The 14,196-nt window shown below is 42.4% G+C and carries 18 protein-coding genes; 12 read left to right on the top strand and 6 right to left on the bottom strand.

What is annotated here, in order from left to right; all coding sequences use genetic code 11:
• Positions 1–76: 76 nt before the first annotated feature.
• From L1D50_RS05040 to glpG, 4 genes are all read left to right on the top strand, one after another.
• Positions 77–1,273: a glycine C-acetyltransferase gene (locus L1D50_RS05040; protein ID WP_128726790.1), complete on the top strand. Its 1,197-nt coding sequence runs from the start codon at positions 77–79 to the stop codon at positions 1,271–1,273.
• Between the two features lie 44 nt (positions 1,274–1,317).
• Positions 1,318–2,343: an L-threonine 3-dehydrogenase gene (tdh, locus tag L1D50_RS05035; protein ID WP_128726789.1), complete on the top strand. Its 1,026-nt coding sequence runs from the start codon at positions 1,318–1,320 to the stop codon at positions 2,341–2,343.
• A gap of 102 nt (positions 2,344–2,445) precedes the next feature.
• Positions 2,446–2,763 (top strand): thiosulfate sulfurtransferase GlpE, encoded by a 318-nt coding sequence (gene glpE / locus L1D50_RS05030; protein ID WP_128726788.1) that lies wholly within the window; start codon positions 2,446–2,448, stop codon positions 2,761–2,763.
• Positions 2,760–3,587: a rhomboid family intramembrane serine protease GlpG gene (glpG, locus tag L1D50_RS05025; RefSeq protein WP_239965632.1), complete on the top strand. Its 828-nt coding sequence runs from the start codon at positions 2,760–2,762 to the stop codon at positions 3,585–3,587. The genes glpE and glpG overlap by 4 nt, the downstream gene beginning before the upstream one ends.
• A 53-nt stretch (positions 3,588–3,640) precedes the next feature.
• On the opposite strand, the gene L1D50_RS05020 is transcribed toward glpG, so the two are convergent.
• Entirely contained in the window at positions 3,641–4,036 is a 396-nt protein-coding gene (locus L1D50_RS05020; RefSeq protein WP_010607624.1) for a flagellar basal body-associated protein FliL, read from the bottom strand.
• Positions 4,037–4,187: 151 nt separating this feature from the next.
• Between L1D50_RS05020 and L1D50_RS05015 the strand changes: the two genes are divergently transcribed.
• Together L1D50_RS05015 and ubiA are read left to right on the top strand one after the other, a co-directional pair.
• Complete coding sequence (locus tag L1D50_RS05015; protein ID WP_138524152.1) at positions 4,188–4,718, top strand: chorismate lyase; 531 nt, start codon at positions 4,188–4,190, stop codon at positions 4,716–4,718.
• Entirely contained in the window at positions 4,711–5,574 is an 864-nt protein-coding gene (gene ubiA / locus L1D50_RS05010; RefSeq protein ID WP_138524154.1) for a 4-hydroxybenzoate octaprenyltransferase, read from the top strand. Before L1D50_RS05015 ends, ubiA begins: the two co-directional genes overlap by 8 nt.
• 57 nt (positions 5,575–5,631) lie before the next feature.
• On the opposite strand, the gene L1D50_RS05005 is transcribed toward ubiA, so the two are convergent.
• The 3 genes from L1D50_RS05005 to L1D50_RS04995 form a co-directional block, all read right to left on the bottom strand.
• The gene (locus tag L1D50_RS05005; protein WP_128726784.1) at positions 5,632–6,534 is read right to left on the bottom strand and encodes a LysR family transcriptional regulator; all 903 of its coding nucleotides are present in this window, start codon (positions 6,532–6,534) and stop codon (positions 5,632–5,634) included.
• 108 nt (positions 6,535–6,642) lie between these two features.
• Complete coding sequence (locus L1D50_RS05000; protein ID WP_128726783.1) at positions 6,643–8,166, bottom strand: DUF3369 domain-containing protein; 1,524 nt, start codon at positions 8,164–8,166, stop codon at positions 6,643–6,645.
• A 59-nt stretch (positions 8,167–8,225) separates the two neighbouring features.
• Positions 8,226–8,624 (bottom strand): DUF2721 domain-containing protein, encoded by a 399-nt coding sequence (locus tag L1D50_RS04995; RefSeq protein ID WP_128726782.1) that lies wholly within the window; start codon positions 8,622–8,624, stop codon positions 8,226–8,228.
• 109 nt (positions 8,625–8,733) lie between these two features.
• Between L1D50_RS04995 and L1D50_RS04990 the strand changes: the two genes are divergently transcribed.
• Genes L1D50_RS04990 through tsaD form a run of 3 tightly spaced genes read left to right on the top strand, consistent with a single transcriptional unit; the run spans position 8,734 to position 10,721 of the window.
• Positions 8,734–9,081 (top strand): DUF2007 domain-containing protein, encoded by a 348-nt coding sequence (locus tag L1D50_RS04990; protein ID WP_010607629.1) that lies wholly within the window; start codon positions 8,734–8,736, stop codon positions 9,079–9,081.
• The gene (locus tag L1D50_RS04985; RefSeq protein WP_010374628.1) at positions 9,065–9,658 is read left to right on the top strand and encodes a YjaG family protein; all 594 of its coding nucleotides are present in this window, start codon (positions 9,065–9,067) and stop codon (positions 9,656–9,658) included. Before L1D50_RS04990 ends, L1D50_RS04985 begins: the two co-directional genes overlap by 17 nt.
• 49 nt (positions 9,659–9,707) lie before the next feature.
• A complete protein-coding gene (gene tsaD, locus L1D50_RS04980) occupies positions 9,708–10,721 on the top strand; it encodes a tRNA (adenosine(37)-N6)-threonylcarbamoyltransferase complex transferase subunit TsaD (protein ID WP_010607631.1) in 1,014 nt (337 codons plus the stop codon).
• Positions 10,722–10,724: 3 nt separating this feature from the next.
• On the opposite strand, the gene plsY is transcribed toward tsaD, so the two are convergent.
• Positions 10,725–11,315 (bottom strand): glycerol-3-phosphate 1-O-acyltransferase PlsY, encoded by a 591-nt coding sequence (plsY, locus tag L1D50_RS04975; protein ID WP_029215929.1) that lies wholly within the window; start codon positions 11,313–11,315, stop codon positions 10,725–10,727.
• Between the two features lie 124 nt (positions 11,316–11,439).
• Between plsY and folB the strand changes: the two genes are divergently transcribed.
• The 3 genes from folB to L1D50_RS04960 are packed head-to-tail and all read left to right on the top strand — an operon-like array spanning position 11,440 to position 13,083.
• Positions 11,440–11,790 carry a dihydroneopterin aldolase gene (gene folB, locus L1D50_RS04970; RefSeq protein WP_017216518.1) on the top strand — a complete coding sequence of 117 codons (351 nt, stop codon included), beginning with the start codon at positions 11,440–11,442 and terminating at the stop codon, positions 11,788–11,790.
• 7 nt (positions 11,791–11,797) lie between these two features.
• Positions 11,798–12,286: a 2-amino-4-hydroxy-6-hydroxymethyldihydropteridine diphosphokinase gene (gene folK, locus L1D50_RS04965; protein ID WP_128726780.1), complete on the top strand. Its 489-nt coding sequence runs from the start codon at positions 11,798–11,800 to the stop codon at positions 12,284–12,286.
• On the top strand, positions 12,283–13,083 hold the full coding sequence (locus tag L1D50_RS04960) for an undecaprenyl-diphosphate phosphatase (protein WP_239965631.1): 801 nt from the start codon (positions 12,283–12,285) through the stop codon (positions 13,081–13,083). The genes folK and L1D50_RS04960 overlap by 4 nt, the downstream gene beginning before the upstream one ends.
• Positions 13,084–13,150: 67 nt before the next feature.
• Here the strand turns inward: L1D50_RS04960 and L1D50_RS04955 are convergent, their stop codons facing one another.
• A complete protein-coding gene (locus tag L1D50_RS04955) occupies positions 13,151–14,107 on the bottom strand; it encodes a methylenetetrahydrofolate reductase (RefSeq protein ID WP_239965630.1) in 957 nt (318 codons plus the stop codon).
• Positions 14,108–14,196 lie beyond the last annotated feature (89 nt).

Here is a 14,196-nt window from a genome sequence, read left to right as displayed (position 1 = left end):
TTCTGATAGTGAGAATGACATCCGCCTATGGCGATGCGTAGCTTACTATCACCGTGCAAAAAATGGAGACTCCCAGATGAGAGCATCGGCCTTCTACAGCCAGCTTCAGCAACAAATTGAAGAAGTAAAAGCTGAAGGATTATATAAAAAAGAGCGTATTATCACTTCTCAGCAGCAAGCTGAAATTGCAGTATCGACTGGCGAAAGTGTAATTAACTTCTGTGCTAATAACTATCTAGGTTTGGCGAATCATCCAGAGCTAATTAAAGCGGCGCAAGGTGGCCTTGATGATCATGGTTTTGGTGTTGCATCGGTGCGTTTTATCTGTGGTACGCAAGATATTCACAAAACGCTTGAAGCAAAGATCAGTGAGTTTCTAGAAACAGAAGATACTATCCTTTACTCTTCATGCTTTGATGCCAATGCTGGTTTATTCGAAACTATCTTAGGCCCTGAAGATGCGATTATCTCGGACTCATTAAATCACGCTTCTATCATTGATGGTGTGCGTTTATGTAAAGCTAAGCGTTTCCGCTACGCTAACAACGATATGGCTGATCTCGAGCGGCAGTTAATTGCTGCTGATGAAGCTGGTGTGAAAACCAAGCTTATCGCGACCGATGGCGTATTCTCAATGGATGGCGTTATTTGTAACTTAAAAGCGGTTTGTGACTTAGCGGACAAGTATGACGCATTAGTGATGGTTGATGATTCACACGCGGTGGGCTTTGTTGGTGAAAATGGCCGCGGAACACCGGAATACTGTGGTGTATTAGACCGAGTGGATATTATTACAGGAACGCTTGGTAAAGCACTTGGCGGTGCATCGGGCGGTTATACCTCTGGTAAGAAAGAGATCGTAGAGTGGTTACGTCAACGTTCACGTCCTTATTTATTCTCAAACTCGCTAGCGCCTTCAATTGTTACAGCTTCAATCAAAGTACTAGACATGATGAAAGAAGGTGATGCCCTACGTGCTAAACTATGGGATAACGCAGCTTACTTCCGTACTAAGATGGAAGCTGTTGGCTTTACTTGTGCGGGTAAAGATCACGCGATTATTCCGGTTATGTTAGGCGATGCCAAAGTGGCCTCAGAAATGGCTGACAGACTGTTAGCTGAAGGGATCTATGTGATCGGTTTCTCTTATCCTGTCGTGCCAAAAGGCCAAGCTAGGATCAGAACACAAATTTCAGCTGCGCATACGACTGAGCAGCTAGACAAAGCAATCGAAGCCTTTACCCGTATTGGTAAAGACCTAGGCGTCATTTAATTTTGCCACCGGCATTAAGCCGGTGCAGCTAACGAGCGAATACTATGAAAGCATTATCCAAGTTGAAAGCTGAAGAAGGAATTTGGATGGCGGATGTGCCAAAACCGGAGGTAGGGCACAACGATCTATTGATCAAAATCCGTAAAACAGCAATTTGTGGTACTGACGTACACATCTACAAATGGGATGAGTGGGCACAAAACACAATCCCAACTCCAATGGTTGTGGGGCACGAATACGTAGGTGAAGTGGTCGATATGGGCCAAGAGGTACGTGGTTTTAGCATTGGTGACCGAGTATCTGGTGAAGGTCATATCACATGTGGTCACTGTCGTAATTGTCGTGCTGGTCGTGTTCACCTATGTCGTAACACCATTGGGGTAGGCGTTAACCGCGAAGGTTCATTTGCAGAATACCTAGTTATTCCTGCTTATAATGCGTTTAAGATCCCCGACAACATTTCTGATGAACTCGCTTCTATCTTCGACCCATTCGGTAATGCAGTGCACACTGCATTGTCATTTGACTTAGTTGGTGAAGACGTACTAATTACCGGTGCGGGCCCAATTGGTATTATGGCTGCAGCAGTGGCTAAACACGTCGGTGCGCGTCATGTGGTGATCACAGATGTAAATGAATATCGACTTGAACTTGCCACTAAAATGGGTGCTACGCGAGCAGTAAATGTTGCCAACGAAAGCCTCGAAACGGTTATGAAAGACCTTGGCATGACAGAAGGGTTCGATGTTGGACTTGAAATGTCAGGTGTTCCTTCTGCATTTAAGGGCATGTTAAACAGCATGAACCATGGTGGTAAGATTGCAATGCTGGGTATTCCTCCTTCTGACATGGCGGTGGATTGGAACCAAGTGATCTTCAAGGGTCTTGTGATCAAGGGGATTTACGGCCGTGAAATGTTTGAAACTTGGTACAAAATGGCAAGTTTGATCCAGTCAGGTTTAAACCTTGACCCAATCATTACACATCAGTTCCATATTGATGACTTCCAGACTGGCTTTGATACGATGATTTCAGGGCAATCAGGTAAAGTTATTCTGAATTGGGATTAATGCTCAACTTTGCTTAGTGCATGAATGAGTAGTTATAATAGAAAGGCGGCTAGGTCGGTACGGCTTAAGCCGTCTTTTGTTTTAGTATTAAATAGGTAACACATGTCTTTTAAACATATTTCAGTAGCAGATACGCAAGCGCTTTTAGGCAATGATGATGTAGTGGTAGCAGACATCCGTGATGAAAGTACTTTTGCACAAGGGCATATTCCAGGTGCTGAACATTTATCTAATGCTAATCTTGCGCATTTTATGCAGGAGAAAGAATTTGACCAGCCCATTGTAGTGGTGTGTTATCATGGTATTTCCTCACAAGGCGCTGCGAACTACCTAGTTGAGCAAGGCTTTGAAGATGTTTACAGCATGGATGGTGGTTTTACGCAGTGGGCAAGTGAGTTGCCTAACGAGATTGAAAAGTGAAGTTAATAGCCCATTATCACAATGCACGACTAGCACAGGGTGCGGTCGATTATTTTAAGACGCAAGGGATCTATTGTGTTTTGCAAAGTCACGATGGGCAACAAGTTGAAGTTTGGCTAGAACGCGGTGACGAAGCACTTGCTATGCGTCTTTGGCAAACGTTTTTGGAGCAACCCGACGCAGAATTATACCAAGCGGCTTCTTGGCAAACAGGAAGTACACAAGGGTTATTTAGCTACCAAGGCCAAAACTTAAACTTAGTAAAGCGCTTTTTGGGATTGAACTGGTTATTACAGGGCGTTTTTGGTGTCAGTATTATTGTTTTTGTCGCCATGCTATTTGGCGACGCTAATGGCATCTTTTCTGCGCTACGTTTTTCCCTAGATAAACCTTGGACTTGGATAGCGCCTACACTCATACATTTTAGCGCCATACATTTAATTTTTAATTTAAGCTGGTGGCTTCATTTAGGGGCGCAAATCTCAGAAAAATTAGGGCTCTGGGCGTTAGTCTGTATTTACCTTGTAACGGGCTTAACCAGTAATTTTATGCAGTTCCTATTCGTTGACGCTAATTTTGGTGGACTAAGTGGTGTGGTCTATGGACTACTGGGTTTTTGTTGGGTAATTGGTCATCGAAACCCTGCCGGAGCTGCTTTGGTTTCTAAGCCTGTAATTGGTTTTATGCTGCTTTGGATGTTGTTTGGGTTTACGGATATGTTTTTCATCAATATGGCTAACTGGGCGCACTTGTTTGGATTGCTATCAGGTATGTTGGTTGCGGTATTTTGGCCTATCAACAGGCAACTCAAAGAGAATAGCTAGTTACTTCGAACTCGGGAGCAAGCGCTTCCGAGTTCTTGTAAGAGTTGGCTCGCTTAGTGATATAAATATTTCGTAAAAAGCACATCTCGAACAATTTCCTGCCCAGTCTCTTCTTTTAATAGTGTTTTTAGCTTTTCAGCACAGCGCTTTCTGATTTCTTCTCGGCCAGTTAATGACTTAATGGTTTCTTCGTTTTCTTTACTTAGGATCTGTACTATTGCATCTCTTAGTAAAGGTGTATGGTGTTCAACCACAGCGATATTTGCGACATCATTCAGCATTAGATCAACAGTGACTCGGACATAGCCAAGCTTTTTATTAGATTGGCCTATATAATTCGTGATGATATCTGGCTCAAACCCGAAATACCCAATAGTCGAATCCGCTTTTACAGGGGAAGCCGCGGTTAATGCAATGCACAAAGTGAGTACAACAGCCAACAGTCTCATGTTTTATCAGGTATCCTAATGCAAATTACTTTTTACTTAGTTTATACATAATTGCGTTGATTTTACAGCTGGCTTCAGCACAAACATAAACTTTTTAGAAAGCCTCGGCTCTGCTATGATGACGGCGAATTTTTAAAACGGAAATAGAACGTTGCCTTTGCTATTACCTTTAGAGCGCTCATGGCTGAAGAACACGCAGTTGGTAGATATTGAGCCTGCACTTTCTCCCTATTTATTAGAGACCCAGTCTCTGACCGCAAGACTAAAAGAAACTTGTGAAAGATTTTCTGTGACTGTACTTGCTAATGAGTTCAGATGCGCCCCAGATGCGCTACGTACAGAGCTTTCTGAACAGGCTTGGTGTCGAGAGGTTACGTTAAATTGTAACGGTAAAGCGGTTGTATTTGGGCAAAGTTGGCTTAATGAGGAAGCATGTATTGTTGGTATGGATGCAATTGGTGAAACGCCGCTGGGTGAATTACTGTTTACTGATTTAAATTGGCAGCGCGGCGCACTCGAATACTTTCGCTTATCTACTTCTGACTATCCAGCGCTTATTGAGCTCATAACACCAACTCGCAATATCCCTGAGAGTTTATTTGCAAGAAGAAGCTGGTTTAAAAATGGCAAAGCAAAAATTTTAGTTTGTGAAGTCTTTATATCGGAAAGCTTTTATGATTAATAATCAGAAATGGCAGGCTTACAGCCAACTTATGCGATTAGATAAGCCAATCGGGACTTTATTGCTATTATGGCCCACGCTTTGGTCACTGTGGTTTGCAGCTGGAGGTGTTCCAAGTATCTGGCTTATTGCTATCTTCGCGTTGGGTGTATTTATAATGCGTAGTGCGGGCTGTGTTATTAATGATTTTGCTGATCGTAAGGTTGATGGTGCGGTGAGGCGGACCGCGACAAGGCCGCTTGCAAGGGGCGCTGTGACAAGTAAAGAAGCGCTAGGTTTATTTGCTATTTTGGTTGCAATCGCTTTTATTCTGGTGCTTTTTTTAAACTGGCAGACCATCGCATTATCGTTTGGAGCACTTGCATTGGCCTCTGTCTATCCCTTCATGAAACGTTATACAAATTTACCGCAAATCGTACTTGGCGCTGCCTTTAGCTGGGCAATACCCATGGCATTTATGGCAGTAAATCAGAATGTACCTATGCTCGCTTGGGTACTGTTTTTTGCTAATTTAATTTGGACGGTTGCTTATGACACTATGTATGCCATGGTGGATAGGGATGATGATTTGAAAATTGGGGTGAAATCTACAGCGATTTTATTCGGCAAATGGGATCTTTGTATTATTGCGCTGCTCAACATCACATTTATCGCGATGATGGCGGCTGTTGGTGTAACGTTTGAATTGAATCTCGCTTTTTGGGGCGCCTTACTCGCCGCTTCTATACTGCTTATTAGGCAACAATATGCCATACGTAATAGAGATAGAGACAGGTGTTTTTGGGCCTTTTTAAATAATAATTATGTTGGCTTGGTGATTTTTGCAGGCGTTGTTCTGGGGTTTTTACCGCTCTAAAGCAAGTTATTAAAAAACGGGCAAATAATTGAGATTATTTGCCCGTTTTTTTAGCAACTAATAAGTTACGGTCTGTTTGCTAGATGAAGATGCAGCATCTTCAATTAGCTCAAGCAAGTGGTTTATATGTGCGTTCGAACCAATTTGGTGGTTGGTTTGTACAATCAATTGCTCTCTGTCCAATGCTTTATTGGTTTTTAAGAAAACTAGGTTAGGGTCTTGTGCGATTGTCTTTGAATGTTCAATACTCGCAATCGCAAAGCTATTGCTGTTCTTCAAGCCATCAATTACTTGCTCAATATTACCAATCTTAACGTTTGTTGATTTATTTAATGAATCAACAGCTTCATTTAGCATATTTTGAACTTGTTTTGACTGTGAGAAACAACCATACATTGGGTAATGGGTTAATTCAGCTTTTCGGATACTATCTTGATTTGCGAGAGGGTGGTTTCTCGAAACGAACAAGACTAATTGATCTGGTAGGTGAATATCACTCACTATGCTGTTGGCGCTCTGCAGATACACGCTGATATCAATTTCACCCAGTTGTAGCTTACGAGTAAGCTCCAACTCATCTTGCAACTGCATTTCAATCTTAACATTCGGATACTGAGCTAAAAATTGACCGCAAGAAACCGGTACGATGCTGCTAGCTTGAGTCGTGTAACCAATAATTAACTTTTGATTATCACGACCAAATAAGCTTTGCTTGATGGTTTTCTTGGTTAAATCCAGTTCAGATAAGGTTGTTTTGCAATACTTTAAGAAAAGCTCACCTTGTTCAGTGAGTTTTACTGAACGCGTAGAGCGTTTAACGAGTTCACAACCAATTTCGTCTTCAAGGGTTTGGATGCTTCGAGTAAGCGCTGAAGTACTGATCTGGGTTTGTTCTGCGGCTTGTCTAAAATGTCTAAGATTGCCTAATGCTACGAACTGCTCGAGTTGTTCAAATCTCATGTGAAATTCCTTTTAATTTCAACTAAAACACATTTATTACGTCTTTTCCCAATAATAATACACGAAGTGGGAAAAAGAAAGTGAAGTTTTTACATTCTGATTACAAAGCTAGTCAGGATACCTGTCACGTATCTCAATAAATTGTTCCAGATTCTTTAGAAAAAGGTCAACTAATTTGGGTTCAAATTGTTTACCTTTCTCTTTGTTGACCAACTCAATCACTTTATCCAGTGGCCAAGCAGGCTTGTAACAGCGCTCGCTTCCTAGTGCATCAAAGACATCAGCCAGTGCTGTGATCCTACCAACAATGTCTATTTGCTCTGCTTTTAAGCCGTTAGGGTACCCTGAACCATCCCACTTTTCATGATGTTGATGAGCGATTAATGCGCCACATTGCAAAATTTCATTTGTTGAATTTTTTAAGATTTCAAACCCTTGCTGCGCATGGGTCTGCATAATTATCCATTCTTCATCAGTGAGTTTTCCGGGTTTATTTAGGATTTGATCTGGAATACTGATTTTGCCAATATCATGAAGTGGAGAGGCCAATTTAATGATCTCTGCTTGGTAGTTAGAAAGCCCATATAACTGCGCCAGCAGCATACTATAATGTGCCACTCGTTTTACATGGGAGCCCGTTTCTTTTGAGCGTTTTTCAACGGCTTCTCCCAGAATGTAAGAAAGCTCTTTTTGAGAGTCTTTGACGGTTTCACGCAACTTTAAGTTGTCGTAGGCTAGTGCGATATTGTTTGCAAAAAATTCAAGTAGCTGAAAGTCCATACTCTGAAGATCGCTATCCTTACTCACATAAAGCATCGTTTCACTTCCTTCTCGTGACGGGAAGTAACCAATATATTCGTTACGGGTTTTGAGCGATGCTTTTTTATTATGTGTTTCGATAAACAGGTTTTGTACGTTTTCAGGCAAAGTAACGTGACTTGGCTCTACGCCAGCTCCTGAGGCTGCAAGTAGTTTAAACTTTGTCGGTTCGTTGGCTTGGTGATTTACCGCTGCTGCACAGTATATTTCCGAGTCAGATAATCCCATTACAGCGGATACATGGGATAATATAGTTGATGCAAAATCCTGAATATTGCTACACTTCAAAAAATTAGAGGATGCATCAATAATGCGTTCAAGTCCCATTTTGTGCTTTTCTATGGTTTGAATATCCCGATGAGCGCGTAAAGCGGAATAGAGTAGTGTTTTGAGTTTGACGGCTGTAAGCTCAGTTTTGTTTTTATAGTCATTAATATCGTAGTCACGAATGACTGATTCTTCCGGGGCTTCACCTGGCTGGCCTGTGCGCAGGACTAGTCGAATATCAAAGTTTGCTAACTCATTGCGAATATATCGCACCAAATCAAGTCCTGCATGATTACTTTCCATCACGACATCAATGAGACCTACAGAGATATTCTGCTCGGCAGCTAAGATGACTTTTGCTTCCTGTGCGGAGTAGGCGTGATGAAATCTCAGCGCCTTATTCTCAAATTTGAAGCCAGATAATACCAATTTGGTCACTTGGTGAATATCTTCTTCATCATCTACAACTAGAATATCCCAGTAGGTATCGGCCATTTTATTTGTAGGGCTTTCTTGCACTTCATCTGAGAACAAAAATCCGCTCACAGATCGCTCCTCTTTTTTATGCTGACTCAACGTTAGTATAGTCGGCAGTAACAAGGCCGCTAATCTTGTTGAGGTTTTTTCTCGATATTTTGCAATTCTAGTTCGATTGCATCGCAAGAAATGTGGATTTCATAAAGAGAAAGTAGCAATGACAGGGTCAAGCTACACAGGCTCGCACCAAATAATGTAACGCCAAGTAGGGATATTTCAAGAAATAAGGCAAACATTGAAGATGTGCAAAGTAAAAACGCGATTACGCCCCATACTTGCATTCGTCTGATCAGTCTAATTCGTTTTCTTAAATTTTCGATTTGCGCTTTAACCAAGGTTCTTATGGTGTCGCCTTCTCGGGCGTTTAATTCACGGATCAATTGTGCGAGTACCAAAAAACGATTGGTATAGGCGAGTAGCAATAAAGAAATTGCTGGGAATAATAGGCCCGGTGTTGTTAGAGTCATAATTGTATTTTAATGAAGTAGCTTGATGTTTAAGTGTGATGACAATGAATGATTTTATCAAGAAACAAATGAGCACATTGAGTGCGAATTCAATAGTGAAGATAATGCAATGAGTGAACAGTCTTTTCATTGGGTGCAATTGTGCGCTATCAGTGGCTTTGTTGAAGCGCATTTACTCAAAGGGCAACTAGAGCAAGCGAATATTCAGGTTCGCTTACAAGGTGAGCATTTATCAGGTGCAATTGGTGAAATTCCAGCAGAGCAAGCTGCTATCAAGCTCTTTGTTTATGCAATAAAATTACCCGAGGCTCAGGAAATATTGGTAAACTATAACAAATCACGTCATCGCAGTGCTGCCGAACTGTCGGATTGGCTATGTAACCACTGTGCAGAATTAAATGGACCAGCGTTTGAATATTGCTGGCAATGTGGAAATAAGCATGAGCAAAGCAAATAACTTTCAAAGAATTAGAGAGTTAAATTATCTTCAAAAGGCAGTCCTAGGTGCTGCCATTATTGAGCGTATGTTGCCAAATTACTCGCTATTTAGTGAGGCAACAGGTTTTGGCGACGAGCAAGTACTCAGAAATGCGTTGAATTTAATCTGGGAGAAAATATTACTGCCAAAGAGCAAAATTAGCTTAGAAAAGCTGGTTGAAAAGGTAGAGCCAAATGTACCTGAGCTCAGTGAGTTTGATATGTTTGGTACCTATCCCGCAATCGACGTAGCGACAGCGTTGTTAGGCATGTTGCAAGGTCTGATGACAAAAGATGAACATGAGTTTGTAAGCGTTGCCAAAATTTCTCAGGCAACGGTAGCTAAATACATCGAGTTTATGTTGATGGCGGAAGATATATCTCCAACGAATGAGTTAGTGCGTGAGCACCCACAGATGCAGTATGAAATTGAAATCCTCGCTGAGCTTATCGAGCATGTGGAAAATATGGGTCGTATTAGCAGCGAATCGGTGAAGTCGTTAAAGGCCTTGGCACTAGCTGACGGCCAAACAAATATTGGTTTGGAACTTGAGTAGTTGATTTCGTATAATCAGCGGCTGCAGTAAAGAGTTTGGAGAAAGTAACTTGCGTATTTTGGGTATAGAATCCTCATGTGATGAGACGGGTATTGCTATTTATGATGATGAGCAAGGTCTGTTGGCACATCAATTATATTCTCAGGTAAAAGTACACGCCGATTATGGTGGGGTAGTGCCTGAGCTTGCTTCTCGTGATCATGTACGCAAAACAATTCCCCTTATTGAAGCTGCTTTCGCGCAAGCGGGTTGTGGTCCTGAAGACCTTGACGGCATTGCTTATACCGCAGGGCCGGGCTTGGTCGGTGCTTTGTTGGTTGGCACCTCAATTGGTCGCTCGTTAGCGTTTGGTTGGGGGATCCCAGCCGTTGCCGTACATCATATGGAAGGCCATTTGCTTGCCCCAATGCTTGAAGACGATAAACCAGAGTTCCCATTCGTTGCGCTGCTAGTCTCTGGTGGCCATACCATGATGGTCAAAGTCTCAGGTATCGGTGAGTATGAGGTACTTGGTGAGTCAGTGGATGATGCCGCTGGTGAAGCATTTGATAAAACTGCCAAGCTACTCGGTCTTGATTATCCTGGTGGCCCAATGCTTGCGAAAATGGCGACACAGGGCCAAGCGGGGCGATTTACTTTTCCAAAACCGATGACAGACAGACCAGGTCTGGATTTTAGTTTCAGTGGATTAAAAACCGCAGCGGCAAACACGATTCGTAATGAAGGCGATGACGAGCAAACGAAAGCAGATATCGCCCATGCCTTTCAAACCGCGGTCGTCGAAACGCTAGCGATTAAATGCAAGCGGGCACTGAAAGAAACAGGCATTAAAAGCCTAGTGATTGCAGGTGGCGTCAGCGCCAATACAGAACTTAGGCAAAAGCTTGAGCGCATGATGCTTGGTATGAAAGGGCGAGTTTATTACCCGCGCACTGAATTTTGTACAGACAATGGGGCGATGATAGCTTATGCAGGTATGCAGCGCCTAAAAGCAGGTCAGCATGCGCCACTTGATATGAAGACTAAACCGCGTTGGCCGCTGGATAGTCTAGAAAAAGTCTAGACCCTAGTCTTTAGACTTTTTCCCTACCTTGGGCTCTTTACCACTTAAGAGCCTTTTAATATTTGCCCTATGACGAATAATAATCACCACAGTTAAAAAGCTTACCGGCACCGTATAAAGCGGTTTTATCCACCACGTGTAGAGTGGAGCAGCTGCGACTGCGACAATCGCTGCGAGTGAAGAATAGCGTGTTAGCGCTAGCACCACGAGCCACGTACTAATCAATAATCCACCCAATGACAAGCCGATGGGTAATAGCGCACCAAATGCTGTTGCTACTGCTTTACCACCGTTAAAGTGGAAGAAAATAGGATAAATGTGACCAAGGCATGCGCTTACGGCTATTGCACCTAGCCATACAGGTTCTATTTTCAGAAAGTAAGCTCCCCACACTGGGATGGTTCCCTTTAGAATATCGAAGACGAGCACCAGCGCAGCTGGGATCTTTCCTCCCAACCTTAATACATTGGTTGCGCCCGGATTATTAGAACCATTAAAGCGTGGATCTGGTAGGTTGAATAACCGACACACCAGAATCGCTGAGGAAATCGATCCCAATAAATAAGCACATACGCACATTAAACTGATTAACACTGTCTTCCTTATTTTTTATTGCGTTGTTTTGGGCTATGATCGGCGGTCTTAAGTCCTGCACAGATCGCGAATTGCGATTAGAAAATGCGGGTGAATTACAGCGATAAACATGTTTGGAGTTTACATGGATAAAGTCTATATCTCACAGCTACACGTCGAAGCCATAATAGGAGTGTACGACTTTGAAAAAGAAAGTAAACAAAGCCTTTACTTTGATGTTGAGATGTTGACCGATATTAGCGCTGCCGCTCGCCATGACGATATTAATTTGGCGGTTGATTATGCCAAAGTGAGTGAGCGTATTATTGCGCATACCCAAGCAAAACCAGTTGAGCTATTAGAAACCTTAGTTGAACAACTTGCAGCAATGATCCTAAATGAATTTAATGTACAACAAGTGCTTATAAAAGTGAGTAAACCTGCTGCCGTGCCACAAGCACAAACGGTTGGTGTAGAAATTGTGCGTAAGAAGTAGAATTATCATGGCACAAATTTTTATCAGCCTCGGCTCAAATATAGAAAAAGAAAAAAACTTGCTGAGTGGCTTGAGCGTATTGATAGAACACTTTCCCGACTTTCAACATTCAAGTGTTTTTGAGAGTGAAGCCGTCGGGTTTGCAGGAAATAACTTCTATAACTCGGTCTTTGCGGCACAAACACCGCTGTCTTTAGATGAAGTGTATAAACTGCTCAAGTCGATAGAATACGATCATGGTCGTCGCTGTAGTGAAAAGAAGTTTAGTCCACGCACATTAGATCTCGATATTCTCTTTTATGACCACCTTATTTGTTCATCACCCGCTCAGTTGCCTCGGGATGAAATAACCAAAAATGCCTTCGTGCTTCAGCCATTAGCTGAACTAGCTCCTGATTTTATCCATCCTGTTGAGGGTAAAACCATTGCTCAGTTATGGCAGGAGTATCACAACCCAACTCAAAAATTATGGAAAGTGGAGTTTCCCAAGCAATGAGCTTTATTGAGATTGTCGTCCTTGCAATTATTCAAGGTCTCACTGAATTTTTACCTATTTCGAGTTCTGCCCACTTACTGCTACCTTCTCAGGTACTAGGTTGGCAAGATCAGGGTCTTGCCTTTGATGTTGCTGTTCATGTTGGGACTTTGTTGGCTGTTGTTATTTATTTTCGACAAGACATTGTCAGCCTACTGGCAGGATGGTTCAAATCATTCTCAGGTACGCATTCGAAAGAAAGCCGGCTGACTTGGTGTATTGTGGTTGCCACCATTCCATTCGTGGTCTTAGCCCCACTACTTAAGGATATCGTAGAAGTTTATTTACGTAGTGCTTGGGTGATTGCAACATCGACGATAGTATTTGGTTTACTGCTTTGGTATGCCGACGTGAAAGCGAAACAAATCAAAGACGAATTTGCCTTAAACTGGAAAAGCGCGCTGATATTGGGACTTGCGCAAATTACCGCTGTTATTCCCGGCACATCGCGTTCAGGTATTACCATCACCGCAGGTTTATTACTCGGGCTTGATAAGAAAAGTGCGGCGCGCTTTTCGTTTTTAATGTCTATTCCGGTCATTTCTATGATGGGACTGTATTACAGTTTAGAGCTTGCTACCGGCGATGAAGTGGTTGATTGGAGTGCGCTATTAAGTGGTGCGGCACTGTCGTTTATCTCAGCTTATGCCTGCATCTTCTTTTTCCTGAAAATCATAGAGCGCATGGGCATGATGCCATTTGTCATTTACCGCTTGTTACTTGGGGTAGGGCTAATCGCTTTCTTGAGCCTAAGTTAATCTGGGCTTTGAATAATCCAGCAAGGTTAACAGAAAAGCCAGCTTGATGAAGCTGGCTTAGACTGCATTAAGCAATTTGCTTTTCCGCAAGGCATAGTTCCATGGTCGCCTTTAATAGCCTATAAAGGTTTATCGACGCGTCAATTTCTTCTTTGCGGTTTGTTAAGCTCTCAATATTTAAGCCCAGCGAAATATCTAGATGTGAGCAGCTTTTTAAGATTTGATCTAGATTCTCTCTACAAATACGAATTGACTCACTTAGTGTATTGTCTGCATCTAACATGCGCCATTTGGTTGCTTCAGGTACTGAGATCCCCAGCCACTCCATAAACTGCAAGGTCTTTTCTCCACCACAAGGAGTGAAGGTAAGAATAATGCGTTTTGGTGTTTGCCCTTGCTGTTTACAGGTGCGAGCATAACTTGTGATTAGATCTATGGTTGCCTGAGCGTCATACACCGCTTGTGATACAAAGAATTGGCAGCCTTGCTCTGTTTTATCAATTAATCTTTCGTGTTCATTGCGCTTACTGGCGTGACGTTCTGCGATGGTTACACCACCCAAGAAAAAGTCATCTTGGTGATGCTTCAATACATCATAGGCTTCAGAAAGCGGTAACTTAATATCGCCTTGTGAAGACGGACTGCCCACTAATACTAGATTGTTTAACCCATATTGCTGTTTGGTGCTGCTTAACCAATTACTAAAAGTTTCACTGTCGCGCTGCGCCACACTTTTATACGTAATTACATCAAGGTGTGATAATTCGCGGATCAACTGGCTATATTCACACGGATCAACGGTGTGCTTAAAAGGAAACGGACGTGGTACTTGAGTACGGCTGCTTTCATCTTGAATGTCATAGATGATCACGCCGTCGTATTCAATCTCATGTAAACGGCCCAAAAGCTTAGCGGCAATTGACTTTAGCTGCTCTGGGTCGGTGCCAATCTTAGGTGGTGTGGTACCAATTAAATATACCCCTTGGTTAGGGTCAATGATTTTCTCTTGAAGCGTTAAAGCCATAATCCTCATTCCACAAAAGCATTTCTGTATCTCTTTATTAATATAGCAGCCATTTAGACGTCTAGATAGATTTTTTTAATGAAAGAATT

It is taken from the genome of Pseudoalteromonas sp. Isolate6, from assembly GCF_022398435.1.
Classification (GTDB): domain Bacteria; phylum Pseudomonadota; class Gammaproteobacteria; order Enterobacterales; family Alteromonadaceae; genus Pseudoalteromonas; species Pseudoalteromonas galatheae.
The sequence above is the reverse complement of the archived record's forward strand: the minus strand, read 5'-3'. Positions and strand labels throughout refer to the sequence as shown.